Origin of the sequence: Prochlorococcus marinus XMU1411, from assembly GCF_017696075.1 — a bacterium.
Classification (GTDB): domain Bacteria; phylum Cyanobacteriota; class Cyanobacteriia; order PCC-6307; family Cyanobiaceae; genus Prochlorococcus_A; species Prochlorococcus_A marinus_V.
On record NZ_JAAORI010000006.1, the window covers coordinates 167,819 to 186,902 of the forward strand.

The 19,084-nt window shown below is 31.8% G+C and carries 16 protein-coding genes; 11 read left to right on the forward strand and 5 right to left on the reverse strand.

Annotation, left to right across the window (positions count from 1 at the left end; genetic code table 11):
• Positions 1-2 precede the first annotated feature (2 nt).
• The 3 genes from ppk1 (at position 3) to HA145_RS09450 (ending at position 3,954) form a co-directional block, all read left to right on the forward strand.
• Positions 3-2,081, forward strand: coding sequence for a polyphosphate kinase 1 (ppk1, locus tag HA145_RS09440; protein ID WP_209128880.1), 2,079 nt, complete (start codon positions 3-5; stop codon positions 2,079-2,081).
• A gap of 209 nt (positions 2,082-2,290) precedes the next feature.
• Positions 2,291-3,310 carry an RpoD/SigA family RNA polymerase sigma factor gene (locus tag HA145_RS09445; protein ID WP_209128881.1) on the forward strand — a complete coding sequence of 340 codons (1,020 nt, stop codon included), beginning with the start codon at positions 2,291-2,293 and terminating at the stop codon, positions 3,308-3,310.
• A 5-nt stretch (positions 3,311-3,315) separates the two neighbouring features.
• Entirely contained in the window at positions 3,316-3,954 is a 639-nt protein-coding gene (locus HA145_RS09450; protein WP_209128882.1) for a diacylglycerol/polyprenol kinase family protein, read from the forward strand.
• On the opposite strand, the gene HA145_RS09455 is transcribed toward HA145_RS09450, so the two are convergent.
• The gene (locus HA145_RS09455) at positions 3,947-5,014 is read right to left on the reverse strand and encodes a 3-deoxy-7-phosphoheptulonate synthase (protein ID WP_209128883.1); all 1,068 of its coding nucleotides are present in this window, start codon (positions 5,012-5,014) and stop codon (positions 3,947-3,949) included. The two genes, HA145_RS09450 and HA145_RS09455, sit on opposite strands and share 8 nt — an antisense overlap.
• A 97-nt stretch (positions 5,015-5,111) precedes the next feature.
• Between HA145_RS09455 and acnB the strand changes: the two genes are divergently transcribed.
• Together acnB and HA145_RS09465 are read left to right on the forward strand one after the other, a co-directional pair.
• Positions 5,112-7,685, forward strand: a complete 2,574-nt coding sequence (gene acnB, locus HA145_RS09460; protein WP_209128884.1) for a bifunctional aconitate hydratase 2/2-methylisocitrate dehydratase — start codon at positions 5,112-5,114, stop codon at positions 7,683-7,685.
• A 9-nt stretch (positions 7,686-7,694) separates the two neighbouring features.
• Positions 7,695-9,053, forward strand: a complete 1,359-nt coding sequence (locus tag HA145_RS09465; protein WP_209128885.1) for a ClC family H(+)/Cl(-) exchange transporter — start codon at positions 7,695-7,697, stop codon at positions 9,051-9,053.
• A gap of 10 nt (positions 9,054-9,063) precedes the next feature.
• Here HA145_RS09465 and purU read toward each other — a convergent pair whose 3' ends face one another.
• Positions 9,064-9,918: a formyltetrahydrofolate deformylase gene (purU, locus tag HA145_RS09470; protein WP_209128886.1), complete on the reverse strand. Its 855-nt coding sequence runs from the start codon at positions 9,916-9,918 to the stop codon at positions 9,064-9,066.
• Positions 9,919-9,966: 48 nt separating this feature from the next.
• Here purU and HA145_RS09475 point away from each other — a divergent pair, with 48 nt between their 5' ends.
• Positions 9,967-11,049 carry an FAD-dependent oxidoreductase gene (locus tag HA145_RS09475; protein ID WP_209128887.1) on the forward strand — a complete coding sequence of 361 codons (1,083 nt, stop codon included), beginning with the start codon at positions 9,967-9,969 and terminating at the stop codon, positions 11,047-11,049.
• On the opposite strand, the gene dnaK is transcribed toward HA145_RS09475, so the two are convergent.
• Complete coding sequence (gene dnaK / locus HA145_RS09480) at positions 11,046-12,953, reverse strand: molecular chaperone DnaK (protein ID WP_209128902.1); 1,908 nt, start codon at positions 12,951-12,953, stop codon at positions 11,046-11,048. The genes HA145_RS09475 and dnaK overlap by 4 nt on opposite strands.
• Before the next feature lie 117 nt (positions 12,954-13,070).
• On the opposite strand from dnaK, the gene HA145_RS09485 reads away from it, so the two are divergent.
• On the forward strand, positions 13,071-13,931 hold the full coding sequence (locus HA145_RS09485; protein ID WP_209128888.1) for a shikimate dehydrogenase: 861 nt from the start codon (positions 13,071-13,073) through the stop codon (positions 13,929-13,931).
• A gap of 105 nt (positions 13,932-14,036) precedes the next feature.
• Complete coding sequence (gene rpsF, locus HA145_RS09490) at positions 14,037-14,498, forward strand: 30S ribosomal protein S6 (protein WP_209128903.1); 462 nt, start codon at positions 14,037-14,039, stop codon at positions 14,496-14,498.
• Positions 14,499-14,501: 3 nt separating this feature from the next.
• On the opposite strand, the gene HA145_RS09495 is transcribed toward rpsF, so the two are convergent.
• Positions 14,502-15,716, reverse strand: a complete 1,215-nt coding sequence (locus HA145_RS09495) for an argininosuccinate synthase (RefSeq protein ID WP_209128889.1) — start codon at positions 15,714-15,716, stop codon at positions 14,502-14,504.
• Positions 15,717-15,999: 283 nt separating this feature from the next.
• Between HA145_RS09495 and HA145_RS09500 the strand changes: the two genes are divergently transcribed.
• Genes HA145_RS09500 through HA145_RS09510 form a run of 3 tightly spaced genes read left to right on the forward strand, consistent with a single transcriptional unit; the run spans position 16,000 to position 17,594 of the window.
• On the forward strand, positions 16,000-16,278 hold the full coding sequence (locus HA145_RS09500) for a DUF3134 family protein (RefSeq protein ID WP_209128890.1): 279 nt from the start codon (positions 16,000-16,002) through the stop codon (positions 16,276-16,278).
• Positions 16,262-17,338, forward strand: a complete 1,077-nt coding sequence (mraY, locus tag HA145_RS09505; protein WP_209128891.1) for a phospho-N-acetylmuramoyl-pentapeptide-transferase — start codon at positions 16,262-16,264, stop codon at positions 17,336-17,338. Before HA145_RS09500 ends, mraY begins: the two co-directional genes overlap by 17 nt.
• Positions 17,339-17,348: 10 nt before the next feature.
• On the forward strand, positions 17,349-17,594 hold the full coding sequence (locus HA145_RS09510) for a hypothetical protein (RefSeq protein WP_025966012.1): 246 nt from the start codon (positions 17,349-17,351) through the stop codon (positions 17,592-17,594).
• Here HA145_RS09510 and HA145_RS09515 read toward each other — a convergent pair.
• Positions 17,528-18,937, reverse strand: a complete 1,410-nt coding sequence (locus HA145_RS09515; RefSeq protein WP_209128892.1) for a glycosyltransferase — start codon at positions 18,935-18,937, stop codon at positions 17,528-17,530. The genes HA145_RS09510 and HA145_RS09515 overlap by 67 nt on opposite strands.
• Between the last annotated feature and the right edge of the window lie 147 nt (positions 18,938-19,084).

Sequence of the window (19,084 nt, forward strand, 5' to 3'; positions counted from 1 at the left end):
TAATGAAAAGCCAGGCTGATGTTTTTATTAATAGAGAATTAAGTTGGATTGAATTCAATAAAAGAGTACTACTTACTGGTATGGAAAAGGATTATAAAATCCTGGATAAAGTAAAATTTTGTTCAATTTTTAGTAATAATCTAGATGAATTTTTTATGGTAAGGGTAGCTTCATTAAAAGCTCAAGTTGAAGCAGGTATTACAAAAAAAAGTATTGATGGACTTACCCCTAAAGAGCAATTAACAAAAATAAATAAAGAAGTAAAGAATTTAAGTAACCTACAAGAAAACTATATAAATAATGAATTAAATAATGAACTAAAAGAAAAAGGTATTTTTTTAAAAAAATATAAGGAACTAAGTGAAAATCAAAGAAATTGGTGTAATAACTATTTTACTTCATCTATTTTCCCTTTATTAACCCCATTAGTTGTTGATCCAGCACATCCATTTCCTTTTATAAGTAATTTAAGTCTTAATTTGGCAGCTCTTATAAGGGATGGAGAAGATTCTAAAAATCAGTTTGTAAGAGTAAAAATACCAACAAAAAATATAAATAGATTTATACAAATTCCCAATGAAATCATTCAACATGTTGATGAGAGTACATATTGTTTCATAAGTGTTGAAGATTTAATTGGGAATAATATAAATACTTTATTTAATGGAATGGAATGTATAAATTACTCTTTTTTTAGAGTTACAAGGGATGCAGATTTAGAATTAAAAGAACTTGAAGCTGATGATCTTCTTTTAGCAGTTGAACAAAGTTTGCAAAAAAGAAGATTAGGTGGAGACGTAGTTAGATTAGAAGTTGAATCAGATATGCCAGAAAATATTCTGAAATTACTCATTGAAAGTATCTCAATACAAAAAGAGTATATTTATTTTTGCAAAAGTTTTTTAGGCCTTGATGATTTAAATCAGCTTACAAAAATTAATAGGGATGATTTAAAAGAAAATCTACTTATTGGGAAAACTCATCCGAAATTAAAAAATTTAGATTTACCTACCAATAAAAACCTCAATTCTATTTTTAATATACTTAGAAAAGAAAATATTCTGCTTCATCATCCCTACGACTTATTTAAAACTTCAGTTGAAGAGTTTATAAACAAAGCAGCTGATGATCCACTTGTAATGGCTATAAAAATTACTTTATATCGAGTTTCCAAGGATTCGCCTATCATTGCAGCTTTAATGAGAGCTGCAGAAAATGGTAAAGAAGTAATGACTCTTGTTGAACTAAAAGCAAGATTTGATGAAGATAATAATATTCAATGGGCAAAACAACTGGAACAAGCTGGAATTCATGTTGTATATGGAATCATTGGATTTAAAACACATACAAAAATAGCTTTAATAGTAAGAAAAGAAAAAGGACGATTAAGGAATTATTTCCATATTGGAACGGGAAATTATAACTCTAATACTTCAAAGTTTTATACAGATTTAGGATTACTTTCAACTGATCCAGATATTGCATCAGATTTACTTGAGTTATTTAACTACTTATCAGGTTTTTCTAAACAAAAAAGTTATCAAAAATTATTAGTTTCTCCCTCATCGATGAGAGAAAAGTTTATATTTCTGATAAAGAGAGAAATTAAAAATGCAAAAGAAGGCAAAAAAGCCGAAATAATTGCAAAAATGAATTCTTTAGTAGACCCAGAAATAATTAAACTTCTTTATTTAGCTTCAGACTCAGGTGTAAAAATTAGCCTTGTTGTAAGAGGTATTTGTTGCTTGTATCCCCAAAGAAAAAATTTAAGTGACAATATAAAAGTCAAAAGCATTATTGGCCATTTTCTTGAACACTCAAGAATTTTTTGGTTTTGTAATAACGGTGATAATGAAGTTTTTATTGGGAGTGCAGATTGGATGAGAAGAAATCTTGATAGAAGGATAGAAGCTGTTACTCCAATAGAGGATAATGAATTGAAATCTAAAATATACTCGCTTTTGCAAACCTACATTAAAGATGATTACTTTTCTTGGATAATGGGAGAAGATGGTTCTTATTCGAAATATGCATTAGATTCATCCGATAATCGTTCTCAAATTGACCTCATAGATAAATAAAATTAATATTGATTTTTACAACATTTTTAAAAAATACTTAATATTTTAAATTTTTTTTAATTTTTATAAAATTCAATTATTGCAATGGATTTTAAGAAATAAGCATTAAAAAAACAATTTTTGTCTTTAAAATTTCAACGTAAAAGTAGTTTTTATTTCAATTTCAGTGCTAGCTTTCTAAAAAATCCATTATTTAGGAGGCCAGGGTGATGGGGATCCCTCTGGAATCTGCGAAAAGCTCTTCAAATAACAAATTTGATGAGCCAAGATTACCAAACACTGCGGGCAAATCTCGCAAATCGAAATCCAGTCTTACTGCAAAACAAAGCCAAAAAAAATCTGGCAGACTCGCTTCAGATTCTATTGGCTATTACTTAAGTAGCATTGGTAGAGTACCTCTTCTGACTCCAGCAGAGGAAATAGAGTTAGCTCATCATGTTCAAAACATGAAAAAGTTGCTAAAAATTCCTGAAACTGATAGAACTCAACGAAATCTTTATCAAATTAAGATTGGCAAAAGAGCCAGAGATAGAATGATGGCAGCTAATCTAAGGCTTGTTGTCTCTGTTGCAAAAAAATACCAAAACCAAGGGCTTGAATTATTAGATCTTGTCCAGGAAGGAGCTATTGGCCTTGAAAGAGCTGTAGATAAATTTGATCCTGCTATGGGATATAAATTCTCTACTTATGCTTACTGGTGGATAAGGCAAGGAATGACAAGGGCTATTGATAACAGCGCAAGAACAATACGTTTGCCTATACACATAAGTGAAAAATTATCCAAAATGAGGCGAGTATCTCGTGAGTTATCACACAAATTTGGAAGACAACCCACCAGATTAGAAATGGCAACAGAGATGGGAATTGATCAAAAAGATTTAGAAGATTTAATTTCTCAAAGTGCACCTTGCGCTTCTCTCGATGCCCATGCAAGAGGTGAAGAAGACCGAAGCACTTTAGGAGAGCTTATCCCTGATCCAAATTGTGAAGAACCTATGGAAGGTATGGATAGAACTATACAAAAAGAACATTTAGGTACTTGGCTTTCTCAATTAAATGAGAGAGAACAAAAAATCATGAAGCTAAGATTTGGCTTAGATGGTGAAGAACCATTGACACTTGCAGAAATAGGAAGACAAATTAATGTTTCTCGAGAAAGAGTAAGGCAACTAGAAGCTAAAGCAATATTGAAGCTTAGAGTAATGACAACTCATCAAAAAGCAGCTTAATCAAATTGATAAAATTTGCAGTAATTTTTTTATATTTATTTTTAATTTTTTCAGTATCAGTAGTTTTTAAAAAATTTAATGACGATAGCAAAGAAATTGTCAGAAAAATAATACACATTGGAATAGGGCCTTTAATACCAATTGCACAATTTTTAAAAATTGATCAAAATTCTGCTCTAATTTTTACAGGAATTGTTTCAATAATAGTTTTAATCAATTACACCTATAAATTATTCCCAACAATTGAAGATGTTGAAAGAAAAAGTTATGGAACAATCTTTTATTGTCTAAGTTTATTTATTTTAATTTGGCTTTTCTGGGATAAGGATCCATATGCTTTAATTGCTGGATTTTTTGTTATGACTTTTGGGGATGGATTAGCTGGCTTAATAGGCAAAAGCTTTAATTCAAAAAATTGGATTATTTTTAAACAAAAAAAATCATTGTTTGGCACTTTGACAATGTTTTTAACAAGCTTGATAGTAGTTTGCTCAATAGGATATGCCCAGCAAAAAAATGTTAATTTAAATTATTTTGCGATAGCTTTTTTGGCTACTTTTCTCGAACAGTTTAGTGTTTTAGGAATAGATAACTTCATTGTTCCAATTTCTTCAGCATTATGTTTTAATTTTTTACTTAATTAACTGATTTATACAAAATAGCTAGTAGTTCTTTTGTTGTTTCTATATCGATACATGCATCTGTAATACTTCTTCCAAACTCAAGATCGTCTTTTTTTAAAAGTTTTTGATTACCTTCCTTCAAATGACTTTCAAGCATAACTCCTAAAATATTTTTTTCTCCATTACTTATTTGTGAAGCTATATTTTTTAGTACTTCAGACTGTATTCGGAAATCTTTGTTGGAATTTCCATGACTACAATCAATCATCACTTTATGTGGAAGATTACATTGCTTTAATTCAGCTGAAATTCTTTGAACATGTTGACTTTCGAAATTTGGACCTTTTGAGCCTCCTCTTAAAACTATATGTCCATCTGGATTTCCTGTAGTATTAACAATAGAAGCCATTCCATTTTCATTTACACCTAGGAAATGATGGGATTTTGAAGCTGACTGCATTGCATTTATTGCAGTAGTAAAAGAACCATCTGTTCCATTTTTAAAACCAATAGGCATAGATAATCCTGATGCCATTTCCCTATGAGTTTGACTTTCAGTAGTCCTCGCACCTATAGCTGTCCAACTTATTAAATCAGCAATGTATTGAGGAACAATTGGATCTAGTAATTCTGTAGCAGAAGGTATGCCACGAGTTGCTAGATATGAAAGCAAACTTCTTGCCCTTCTTAAACCAGTATTAATATCATAAGAATCATCTAGATGAGGATCGTTTATTAATCCCTTCCAGCCAATAGTTGTTCTTGGCTTCTCAAAATATACTCTCATTATTATTTCTAATTTATCTTTATAAATTTCTCGGAAGTTTTGAATATATTTTGAATATTCCTTCGCCGCCTCTAGATCATGAATTGAACATGGACCAACAATGACTAAAAGCTTTTGATCATTATGATGCAAAATATTTTGTATCGATCTTCTTGTTTTAGATACTGTATTGGCAGAGGCGTGATCTAAAGGTATATCATTATGTAATCTGCTTGGAGGTATTAATGGACGTGTTTCAACAACGTGTAAATCTGATGTCTTTTCTAAAGCTGAATTATTTGATGATGTCTCCATTGATTAATTAAGAAGTTTGAATATTTAAAAAAGCATTTATGAATACTCTCCTTTTCAATATTAAAAATAACAATAGATTAGGCATTAAACCTTACTAATGAAGAATTTGGAAACATTGCTAAAAGATTACGCTGATCACGTAGCTAAAAGAGCAGCCAAAGGTATACCTCCTTTACCTCTAAATGCTGAGCAAACAAATTGTATTACAAAATTATTGGAACAAGATAGTTCTTATGATTCTTCTTATTTAGTTGATTTACTAATAAATAGAGTACCACCAGGAGTTGATGAAGCTGCTTACGTAAAAGCAAGCTGGCTTACAGCTATTGTTAATTCTGAAAAATCTTGCAAATCAATTAATCCCGAAAAAGCAATTGAAATACTAGGAACAATGATAGGCGGATATAATGTAAATTCTCTGGTTGCAATACTAAAAGGAAAAAATAGTTTACTTGCTAAAAAAGCGGCAGAAGTTTTAAAAAATATTATTCTTGTTTATGACTCAGCTAATGAAATCTATGAATTATCTCAAAATAATTTTTATGCAAAAGAGGTTGTAAATAGTTGGGCAGATGCAGAATGGTTCAAAAATAAAAAAGTTCTGGAGAAAGAGATTACTTGTTTAGTGTTTAAAGTTGACGGTGAAACAAATACAGACGACTTATCTCCAGCTGTACATGCAACAACACGCCCTGACATTCCTATGCACGCATTGGCTATGTTGGAATTTAAAAAACCAGATGGACTAAAGATTCTTGATAATTTAAAAAAACGAAATTTACCAATAGCTTATGTTGGAGATGTTGTTGGAACAGGTAGTTCTAGAAAATCTGCTATTAATTCACTAATTTGGCATATAGGAGAAGATATTGCTTTTGTTCCAAACAAAAAAACAGGTGGAATAATAATTGGTAGCAAAATAGCCCCAATTTTCTTTAATACTGCACAAGATTCAGGAGCTTTACCAATAGAAGCTGACGTATCTCAAATGAAAACAGGAGATGTTATTAAAATATATCCTTATGAAGGCATTATTAAAAAAATTGAAAAAGATTCAAATACTGAAGAATTAATAAGCAAATTCGACTTGTATCCATCAACTCTTACTGATGAGATTCAAGCTGGCGGAAGAATTAATCTTATGATTGGAAGATCTCTTACAGACAAAATTAGAAATAAATTAGAATATGAACCTAGTGAAATATTTACCAGACCACAAAATCCAACCGAAAGTAATGCTGGCTTTACTCAAGCTCAAAAAATAGTAGGCAAAGCATGCGGTTTAGATGGAGTAAGGCCAGGAACGACCTGTGAGCCAATTATGACCACAGTTGGTAGTCAAGATACTACTGGACCAATGACTAGAGATGAACTAAAAGAACTAGCTTGTTTAGGATTTACTGCAGATTTAGTGATGCAAAGTTTTTGTCATACAGCTGCTTATCCTAAACCAGTAGATCTAGTTACCCATAAAGAATTACCTGATTTTATATCTCAAAGAGGTGGAGTAGCTCTTAAGCCTGGAGACGGCATAATTCATAGCTGGCTTAATAGAATGCTTCTACCAGATACTGTTGGCACAGGTGGAGATAGTCATACTAGATTTCCTCTTGGCATTTCATTCCCTGGAGGCTCGGGCATTGTTGCCTTTGCCGCTGCAATAGGATCAATGCCATTGAATATGCCAGAATCTGTGCTGGTTAAATTTAAGGGAGAATTATTACCAGGAATCACTCTTAGAGATTTAGTAAATGCAATCCCTCTCTTCGCAATTAAAAAAGGACTCTTAACTGTTGAGAAAGCAAATAAGAAAAATATATTCAACGGGAAAATAATGGAAATTGAGGGATTACCAAACCTAAAACTTGAACAAGCTTTTGAGCTTACTGATGCTACTGCAGAACGCTCATGCGCTGGTAGTACCATACTTTTATCCCAAGAAACTGTACAGGAATACTTAAGAAGCAATATTTGCCTCCTAGAAAAAATGATTGAGAGCAATTATGAAGATTCAAAATCAATTTCAAGAAGAATAAATGATATGAAAAATTGGTTAAAAAAACCATCATTGATTCAACCAGATTCAAACGCTCAGTATGAAGAAATCATTGAAATTGATTTAGCAAAAGTAACACAACCTATAGTTGCTTGCCCAAACGATCCAGATAATGTAAAAGAAATCACTGATGTTGCAAATACAAATATTGACGAAGTTTTTATAGGTTCTTGCATGACGAATATTGGCCATTACAGGGCAGCTGCGAAGGTTCTTGAAGGTGTACAAAATTTAAAAGCTAAATTATGGATTTGTCCACCAACAAAAATGGATGAAGAGACTCTAAAAGCTGAAGGTTACTATAAAATTTTCGAAGATTGTGGTGCAAGGTTAGAGTTACCAGGCTGTTCTTTATGTATGGGGAATCAAGCCAGAGTAGATGAAGGTGCCGTAGTATTTTCTACAAGTACAAGAAATTTTGACAATAGACTTGGCAAGAATGCACAAGTCTTTTTAGGAAGCGCTGAATTAGCAGCAGTTTGCGCACTGCTTGGCAAAATACCTGAAGTTGAAGAATATCAGGATATTACTAAAAATAAAATTAATCCATATTCAAATGAACTTTATCGCTATCTTCAATTTGATGAAATACACGATTTCAGCTTGACAAAGTAATCATGGACAATGCCAAATTTTATAAAAGATAATATTCAAAAAACAAGTAATAATTCTTCTCGTAGCATCAAAAAATTATTAAAACAAAGATCTCTAGTCGTTGCATTTTCGCTCTTATTAACAGGTTTAGGAGCCTCAATTACAAGCATATCTTTTAAAACTGGAATCTATTTTATTAATAATTGGAGATTAGCATTATTAGACCAATTCCCATCTATTACGGTCTTACCTATTTTTGGAGCTCTAGGAGGAGCTATTGCAGGATATTTGATCAAAAATATAGCACCTGCTGCAAAAGGTTCCGGAGTGAGTCAAATCATGGGTTTTTTAAGACATAAAAAAGTTCCAATGAATTTAAAAGTAGGATTAGTAAAGCTGGTATCAGGAATTATTGCTATTGGCAGTGGATTCCCTTTGGGTCCAGAAGGTCCATCCGTTCAAATGGGAGGATCAGTAGCTTGGCAAATGGCCAAGTGGCTCAAAGCTCCTACAGCTTTTAGAAGAGTCATAGTAGCGGCAGGGGGTGGTGCTGGAATAGCTGCAGTATTTAGCGCTCCATTAGGAGGTTTTGTCTATGCAATAGAAGAGTTATTAAACTCTGCAAGACCAGTAATTTTGCTATTAGTAGTAATTACAACTTTCATTGCAGATTCATCTGCTGATATTATTCAAGCCTTAGGTTTAGATCCTAAAGCAGGAGGCTTTGATTTTAATCTCGGATTTTTGATTCAAAAAGAATATGACCCATCAGTTTTTTTCTTACCTGTAGATTTTATTTACTTAGTTCTACTAGGAATAATTATTGGAATATTTGCAGAATTGTACAGCAGATATGTTTTGTTTATGCAAAATCTTGGGAAAAGGTGGTATAAAAATAAATTTGTTTTAAAAATGAGTATCTGTGGACTTATTTTAGGAAGCATCTACTCTTGTTTACCCAGTACATTTCATAATTTAGATGAATTACAGAAAATAATAGCTGAACAAAATACAAGTATTGGAATTGCTTTATTAGCAGTTTTAGTATTATTTATCACGACAGGTTTAGCTGCAGCATCTGGAGCTCCTGGGGGATTGTTCTATCCAATGCTTACTTTAGGAGGGTCAATCGGACTAATAATGGGGAGCTGGGTGGAAATTGCGACAGGACATGCACCAAGTACATACATTTTTGCGGGAATGGGAGCTTTCGTAGCAGGATGCTCTCGAACACCAATTACAGCGATGTTTTTAGCTTTCGCTTTAACAAAAAATTTATTAATAATGAAACCTGTATTAATCAGCTGCATTGCCAGTTTCTTGATAGCAAGAGCTTTTAATGAAGAATCAATTTATGAAAGACAAATACAAATAGAATTAGAAGACTAAAAAACTATCTTCAATCAAAAACAGCAGTTTTGCTGTCATAAACAAATACTTGATGATTTAGGTGTAATCTAACCGCTCTTGCTAGAGCTATTCTTTCAATATCTCTTCCTTTTCTAATCAAATCGTCAACTTCATCTCTATGACTTACATTAACTGTACATTGCTCTATTATCGGGCCTTCATCAAGATCTTCAGTAACATAATGAGCAGTAGCACCGATTAATTTAACACCTCTCTTCCAAGCTCGATGATATGGGTGGCCGCCCTTAAATGCGGGCAAGAAAGAATGATGAATATTTATTATTGAAGAAAACTTTTTTAAAAAAGAGTCACTCAAAATTTGCATATATTTGGCTAATACAACAAGATCAATTTCATATTCTTTTAGTAAATTTAAAAATTGATCTTCAACAATAGATTTATCAGTTTTAAAGGTATCAATATGAATAAATTTTGCATTAAAATCATTTGCAATATTTTTAAGATCAGAATGATTTGAAATTATTAACGGGACTTTCATTTTGAGTTCTCCATTTCTTACTCGCCAAAGTAAATCAATCAAACAATGATTTTGTTTACTCACGAAAATAGCAACATTTGGAATTTCATCAGAATAATTTACGTTAAATTTTCCATTTACTTCATCTGCAATTTTTTCAAATTCTTTATAAATTTCATCTCTATTAATAAATTCATTGTTACTATTCCATTCAATTCGACTAAGAAATAAACCCGCATCTTGATCTGTATGATGATCAGAATGTTTTATGTTGCCACCGTAATTTGAAATCCAACTTGTAAGTAAACTTACAAGGCCAGGACGATCAGGACAAACAATTTTGAATATAATTGAAGGATGTTCCAAAAAATCTTTAACTATTAAGTCAAATAAGCAAGTATATCTAATATATCAATGAAAAGCTTAAAAGAAAATTTTCAAAAAACAGACATAGTTATTATTGGATCAGGGATTATTGGAAAGTTTAACGCCTTAGAATTATCAGAATTAGGTTCCAAGGTAACGATAATAGATCCAGCTCAACACCAAAATAGTAGCAATGCAGCTTTAGGCTTACTAATGGGTAATATGTATCAAAAAAGAAGAGGTAGAAGCTGGGATCTCAGGAAACAAAGCATTGAATTATGGCCACAATGGATTACATTCCTACAAAAATTTAATTGTGAATTAAATATCGAAAAACCATTAATTCAACTAACTACTGATGAAGAAAAGTTTAAAAAATTAAAGAAATTTGTTTGTGAAAATAATGATCAAAACTTGCGAATTTTGGAAAGAGACTCAATATTTATTAAGAATATTAATAAAGCCTTCCAAACAAAAAATATAAAAGGAATGATCTCTTTCGAAGATGGAAGAATAAATCCTTTTTCTTTACTTCAAACATTAGATAAATATCTAAAACATAAAAAAGTAAATTATTTGCGAGAAGAAATAATAAAAATAAGAAGATCAAAAAATCAATGGATTTCTACAACAAAGAATAATGAAAACATCAAATCTGACTTGGTTATTTTGTGTAATTCACTAAAAGCGATTGATTTAATAGATAGCCTATCTCACAACATCAAATTAAAACCTGTTTTAGGTCAAGCTATGGAAATTGAGATAAATGATGCAGAAGTTGATTTATTATCGCTGCCGAAACAATTCAATATAAATGGTAAAAATATAATTCCAAAATCAAAAAATAAGCTAATTATTGGATCAACTGACGAATATAGTACTAAACCAGAAGAAAGTACATTCGGAAAACTCACAAATTTTCTCGATAAAAGACCAAATTGGCTGATGAAAGGAAAAATTTCTAAAAAATGGTACGGAATAAGATCAAGACCAGATGGTGAACCTTCACCAATAATGAAAAATCTTGAAAATGGACTAATTATATGTACAGGTTTTTATAAAAATGGAATTTTGCTGGCTCCGGCTTGTTCTAAATGGGTTGCAAATGAAATTAAAAATTACCTTTACTAATCTTTTGTTTCAGTAAAGTCTGCATCAATTACATCATCTCCACCTTTTTCATTTGATTCAGTCTGATCAGAATTGCTCGCTGAACCAGGAGTTGGAGGCTGATTACCTTGTTGCTGATAAACAGATGAACCAACCGCATAAAGTTCTTGTTGAAGCTCTTCAAGGAGTTTTTTCATTGAATCATAGTCCTCTTTAGAAGTTGCCTCTTTTAGAGCATTACTTTTTTCTTCAACCTTAGACTTTGCAGCAGCATCAATTTTATCTCCCAATTCACCAAGTTGTTTTTCTGTCTGATAGACAAGTGTTTCAGCTTGATTCTTTAAATCAATTTTTTCTCTTTTTTCTTTATCTGCTGATGCATTTGATTCAGCATCTTTAACCATTTTTTCAACCTCATTATCAGATAAAGTAGAAGCACCAGTGATAGAGATACTTTGTTCTTTACCACTTCCTTTATCTTTTGCTGTAACGCTAAGTATGCCGTTTGCATCGATATCAAATGTCACTTCAATTTGAGGAACACCTCTTGGTGCTGATGGAATACCATCTAATCTAAAAGTTCCTAAACTTTTATTATCAGATGCCATTTCTCTTTCACCCTGTAATACATGTATTTCTACATTGGTTTGTCCGTCTACAGCAGTTGAATATGTCTCAGATTTCTTTGTAGGGACTGTAGTATTTCTATTTATCATTTTTGTCATAACCCCACCTAAAGTTTCTACCCCTAAAGAAAGTGGGGTAACGTCGAGCAACAATATATCTTTCACTTCTCCTGCTAAAACTCCTCCTTGAATAGCTGCTCCAACAGCAACTACTTCATCCGGATTCACAGTTTGATTTGGTTCTTTACCTATTATTTTTTTAACTAAATCTAAAACTGCGGGTATCCTGGATGAACCTCCAACCATCACAACTTCATCAATTTCACTAGTAGAAATTTTTGCATCACTTATAGCCCTTTCAACTGGGGTTTTGCACCTGTCAATTAAAGAAGCTGCTAATTCCTCAAATTTTGCTCTAGTTAGGTTCAAATCCAAATGTTTTGGACCTTCAGGAGTGGCCGTGATAAATGGCAAATTTATTTCACTTTGCGTGGCATTTGAAAGCTCAATTTTTGCTTTTTCTGCTGCCTCAGTAAGCCTTTGTAGAGCCTGCTTATCTTGTCTAAGGTCAATTCCTTCGTTTGATTTAAAAGTACTTGCTAAGTGATCCACGATACACTTATCAAAATCATCACCACCTAAATGTGTATCCCCAGATGTAGATAGAACTTCAGTTACTCCATCACCAGCTTCAATAACTGAAACGTCAAATGTTCCTCCCCCTAAATCAAATACGAGAATTTTTTCATTTTCTTTATCCAAACCATAAGCTAGTGCTGCAGCAGTTGGCTCATTAACAATTCTGAGAACTTCTAAACCGGCAATCTTTCCTGCATCTTTGGTAGCCTGTCTTTGAGAGTCATTAAAGTAAGCTGGAACAGTAATTACAGCCTGTGTAACTTTTTCACCAAGATATTTACCTGCATCATCTGCTAATTTTCTTAAAACTTGAGAACTTACCTCTTCAGGAGAAAACTGCTTATCCAATATAGGACATTTTAATTTGACACTAGAGCCAGATTTTTCAACAGAATAACTAACTTCTTTAGATTCTTCATTTACTTCATCAACTCTTCTACCAACAAAACGCTTTGCAGAATAAAAAGTGTTTTCAGGATTCATAACAGCTTGTCTTTTGGCAATTTGTCCAACGAGCTGATCTTGATTTTTTGTATATGCAACAACTGATGGAGTAGTTCTGAAACCCTCAGCATTTGCTATTACAGTAGGTTTACCACCTTCCATTACAGCGACACAACTATTAGTTGTTCCTAAATCGATGCCTACAACCTTCCCCATGGGTAAATTCTTATATTTGATATTCTCCATAATCGGTCATCGGCGTCATTATTGTTACTCAAGAACGGGGTGTGGTTCCCGAACAGATCTTTATTTTTTAGGGTAAAAATTCAAAACATGATTTCAAGTAAGACATCTTTTATTGCATTAATTGGCAATCCAGTAAGCCATTCCTTGTCACCGATTATGCAAAATGCTGCCCTTCAATATTTAGGCTTAGATTTAATTTATATTGCTATACCTTGCAAAAATGAAGATCTAGAATTGGTGTTGAATTCTCTAAAAAAAATTAATTGCAAAGGTTTAAATATCACAATTCCCCATAAAGAAAAAGTATTTAACCTTTGTAGTGAAATTTCCCCTATTGCAAGCAAACTGAAAGCAATTAATACTCTAAAATTAAATTCTGAAAATGAATGGAGCGCAACTAACACAGATGTAGACGGATTTATTTATCCGTTAAAAACATTTAACTTAAGAAAAAAACAATCGATTGTTCTTGGCTCTGGTGGTGCAGCACGATCTGTTATTCAAGGATTAATAAATTTAAACCTTTCAAGAATTTCAGTAATATCACGGAACAAATCATCACTAGATGAATTAATAAAAAATTTCGAAAATCAAATTGAACTTCAAGGTTTGTTAAATGATGATAATCAAGTTCAAAATTTAATTGAAGAAGCAGATTTAATTGTAAATACAACACCAGTAGGAATGAAAAGAGCCAAACATGAAATAAATTTGTTGCCATATGGAAATTCTTTTTGGGGATCCCTTAATTCAAAAACAATTGTTTATGATTTGATCTACAACCCTGCCCCAACTCATTTATTAAAATTTAGCGCCAATAAAGGATGCACGACTATCGATGGTTTGCAAATGCTTGTTGCTCAGGGGTTGAAATCATTATCATTTTGGACAAATGGCTTAGAAGTACCTTTTCATATTATGAATGACGCACTCAAGAATTATCTTTAAAATAAATGATGTTGATTTTCAAGGAACTGCACATCATGATGTATCGTTAAAGATGAACAGACGCTCATCACATCAATTTATGAGCCAAAGACCTTGTCTGAAACTATGAACGATCAACAATCTTATTACGAAACCATGTACATCCTCCGCCCAGATATTGCGGAAGATGCAGTAACTAACCACATCGATAAATACAATAAGCTTTTAAAAGAATTTGGCGGTACCATCCTTGATAGTCAAATGAGGGGTAAAAGAAGATTAGCTTACCAAATAGCAAAACATAGAGAAGGTATTTACGTCCAACTAAGTCATCAAGGTGATGGACAACATATTTTTAAAATTGAAAAAGCTATGAGACTTAGTGAAGATGTTATTAGATATATGACCGTTAAACAAGAAGGGCCTTTACCGACTCCAAGACCTTCTACTAAAAGTTCACCTCAAACAGATGATAAAGAAAATCCAGAAACTAAAGATGAATCTAAGGAAAATCAATCAGTAGTAAGCGGAAATACTTCAAATGCTGGAAAAGATAATGCTAAAACCAAAGAAAACTCAGAGTCATAAATATTAATCTTTTGCTTTTGAATTTAACTCAGCCCAAATTTTATTAGACATACCCCACATATAAATAAAACCTTCCGCTAAGGAATGATTAAAGTCATCATCTTTGCTATAAGTTGCCAAATCTTCCCTGTAAAGTGAATTATTTTCCGACATTCTACCAATTACTATTGCATTCCCCTTATGAAGTCTAATCTTTACTCTTCCATTAACTGAAGTTTGAGTCGATGAAATAAATGCATCTAAACTATCTTTAAGAGGTCCAAACCAAAAACCTTGATAGACTAATTGACCCCATTTTTTTTCTACTATTCCTTTAAATTCGATAACATCTGGGTTTAAAGTAATGCTCTCTAATTCTTTGTGAGCTTTGATTAAAAGTAAGAGGCCAGGTGTTTCGTAAATCTCTCTACTTTTAATTCCTACTACTCGATCTTCAATCATATCTATTCTTCCAAAACCATGCGCACCTGAAAGATCATTTGCTTTTTGAATTATCTCTACTGGAGTTAAAAATTCATCATTAATTCCAACTGGAAAACCGTTTTTAAAGACAATTTCTATGTCTTGAGGGGAATCAGGTGAATTATGAATAGATGATGTCATAGCAAATATATCTTCAGGTGCTTCTTGCATTGGGTCTTCTAAAATCCCCGCTTCAATACTCCTGCCAAGTAAATTTACATCTATTGAATATGGTGATTTTTTTGATACTGGTGCAGGGATACCAAATTTTTCTCCATAAACTATTGCCTCTTCCCTACTCATATTCCACTCCCTTGCAGGAGTGATTATTTCTAAATCAGGGCCTAAGGCATTAATTGCTAAATCAAATCGAACTTGATCATTACCTTTACCAGTGCATCCATGAGCTACTGCATCAGCATTAATTTCTCGAGCAAGATTTACTAGATTTTCAGCAATTAAAGGCCTTGCAAGAGCTGTAGATAAAGGATATTTATCTAAATATAAAGCGTTTGCTCTAATAGCTGGAAAAGCGTATCTCTCAATAAAACTATTAACTAAATTACCAACAACTGATTGAGACGCACCAGCATTTAAAGCTTTTTGCCTAATAAATTCTAAATCCTCGCCTTGTCCAAGATCTGCTACAAAAGTAACGACTTCTGAAATTCCATATTCATTCTTTAAATATGGAATACAAACGCTAGTATCTACCCCGCCAGAATAAGCTAGTACAACTTTTTTTACCTGCGGCATCTAAATTTGCTCCATAAATTTAAATTTTAACGTAATTAAGAATTTAAATACTTTTTAAAAACTAATATCATTGTAACTAAAAGAGCTGGACCAAAAACTAGTAAAAAGAGAAGAAAGTTATTAATTATTAAAACATTAGGATTCAAATACCCAATAAGTTTAAATAATCCAGACAGCAACAATGAAATTATCCAGATAAAAAAGTATTTTAAATTTGCTTTATCAAACAAAGTTTTTCGTGTGCATCATTATGTATTATCTTATATATAGAACTTAACCTTTAATGGACTCAAATAAACTAAAACTTAGATTAGACGATATTTCTGAAGTCAATCCTGCTTTAACTTGCTACCACAGAGATGACCCAGCTCCGGTTTTACCATTAAGAGATGAACCTGATCTGCTATCTTGGCTTGAAAATACAGGAAGACTTGTTGCAGAAAATGAAGGAGATTCACAAGAAATTAGTACTATAGAAGAAGAAGAACTTTCAGCATTAATGGGAGAAAAGGAAGATTATAAGACTGAAGAAGACTCTTCAGAAGATGATTGGGAAGATTAATAAGTTTAACTACAAATCGTTATCAATATTAAATACTTTTGTTTTAGTAGTAACCTCCTATTTTTTTAATAGTTTTATTCTTTTTGGAGTTTTCACGTTATTTTTTTTTATTTCTTTATTAACAACAAAGAATGGTCTAAAAATAATCAGAAAATTAAATTTACTTCAGAACATTAGAACTGAAGGTCCTGCTAATCACTATAAAAAAAGTGATACCCCAACAATGGGAGGGATTTTTATGATAGTCCCTTTTTTAATTTTTCTTTTGATAATAACTATAAGTTTAGAATCTCTAAAATTATTTCTTTTATTACTAACTATTTTTGGCTTTTTTATTATAGGGTTTTTAGATGATTATTTAAGTATTAAGAACAAAGAAAATACAGGGTTAAAAACAAAAGAAAAATTTGCTTTACAAAGTATCATCTCAATAATTTTTATATTGTTAGCCTATGAAAAAAATTTAATAAGTCCGTTAATAACAGTATCTGACTCTTGGGGAATAAATATGAATATTTTCATATTGCCAATTTCTTTTTTAGTACTAGTTGGCATAAGTAATTCAGTAAATTTAACTGATGGCCTTGATGGATTAGCAGCAGGATGCAGTGGTATTGTCTTTTATGGATTAGGAACAGAAATATTGATGAAAGAACAGCAAGAACTTTTTGTTTTTAGTATCCTATGTTATTCAATGTCCGGCATATGCTTAGGATTTCTTAAGTACAATAGTTATCCTGCAAAAATATTTATGGGTGACACAGGATCTCTAAGTATTGGTGCAATTCTGGGTTCTATAGCATTATTAACCGATAGCGTTTTTACCCTATCTATTTTCTCAGGAATATTTATTGTTGAATCATTATCGGTAATGATTCAAGTAGGTTTTTTTAAAATTACAAAAAAATTATTTCACAGAGGTAAACGCATATTTTTAATGGCTCCACTGCATCACCATTTTGAACTACAAGGAGTTAAGGAACAAAAAATAGTTGAAAATTTTTGGAAGATCAACATTTTACTTATAATTTTAGGTATAGTTTTAAAAATCAATCTTTAAAAAATTTATTATGAGTTTTTTTACATGGAAAGATAATGGATTAACAAGTGACTGCTCAAGTCTTGATGCAATGGCATCAAGATTTGAAGAAACTGCTAACTTAATGAAAAAACTATCCAAAAAAGGGTTCAAACTAAAGAAAACTCATAACAATCAGCTAATTCTTCACCCTGATCCTAAAGTATTTGATCAATGGGGTTTTATTAGTGAAGAACTTCCTTTTAAACAACTATGTTTAATATCAGATGAAGAATAACTATTTAATCTTGAAAACTCTTCTGTAAGTATTGATAAATAATTGCGTACATGAGTGTTCCAACTAAAATGCCTATTAACACCCTCAATTCCATTTCTGCTCCATAATTTCCACTGATTATTATCAGAAATTCCTTTTTCAAGAATAACTTTCAACTCATTAATATCAGTAACATCTACTAGAAGTCCGTTTTCACATTTTGAGTGAATTTCTTTTGGTCCTCCATCATTTGTTGATACTATTGGTAATCCACATGAAGAAGCTTCAAGAAGGGTTAAACCAAAAGGCTCTGTTAAAGCTGGATTTACAAATACACCTCCTCTGCTAGCAGCCCACCTATATAAGGCAGGAATCTGACTTGGAAGATGCTTTTTTGGATAAGCTACCTTTCCATACAAATTATATTTATCAATCGTTTCAAAAATACTATTGAAAACATCTTTTTGTTGAGGGTCAAGTTTTGAAGTACTATCTCGACAACCCAAAATCAAAATTAAATTACTTTTTCTTTTTAATTTTTCAGATCTTCCATATGCCTCAATCAAAGAAGGTATATTTTTTCTGCGTACGGCTCTAGAAATATTTAATAATGGAGGTTTAGTAGAGTCCTTTAGAAAAGGTTGCATCATATTATCAATTTCAGCTGTCTCTGTTGTTGAGTGAATATGGTGAAACTTATTATGATCAACACCAGGAGGGATTACTTTAGCTTTGTGAGGTGAAAAAGAAGAATATTGGGAATATTGATAAACTGATTCTTGTTTAGTACTTGTAACAACAATATCTGCTGACTTTAACGCTTTTTCTTCTGCCTCAATTCTTTTACTTATTGCATAAAGCTTTTCTATTTGATTAGTTTTTAAACCTGTATCAAGCAATTTTCTTTTTTTCTCTCGTCCTAAAGAATGGCCAGTAAAAATAAGTGGAACATTTAAGGATTGACTTAGTTTAACTCCTACATATCCAGCATCTGCATAATGTGCATGAATAAAATTAGGCTTTTTATTTTTTTGATAATAAGAGATGAGGCTTTGAGTTAGTTGATCTAAATAAGGCCAAAGCAATTCCTTTCTTAAATATTTATTAGGTCCAAATTTGAATCTTAAAATTCTAACTCCAGGTTCTACAAATTCTTCTTCTTGAGAATATTCATCATCTACTTTAGGATCGTTAATTAAACGAGAAACTAAATCTACTTGATCAACTTCAGAAGTATTAGCTAAACTTTTAACTAACTCTAAAACATATTGTGTTTGCCCACCCGTATCTGGATCTCTACCTAATTCAAGATTTTTAGAACGTATAAGGCCATGTAAATGTAAATGTAAAAATTTAAACTTCATAAAGTTAATACTCCGATCAACGGCCTTTAATACAAATAAGCTGAATTTCGAAAGGAAATATTAAGAAAGGATTATGATTTTAAATTTTTTTATCCAAAAGTTATGCAAAAGGCAGCCCTAGACTATAGTTAAACCCTTTTAAGACGA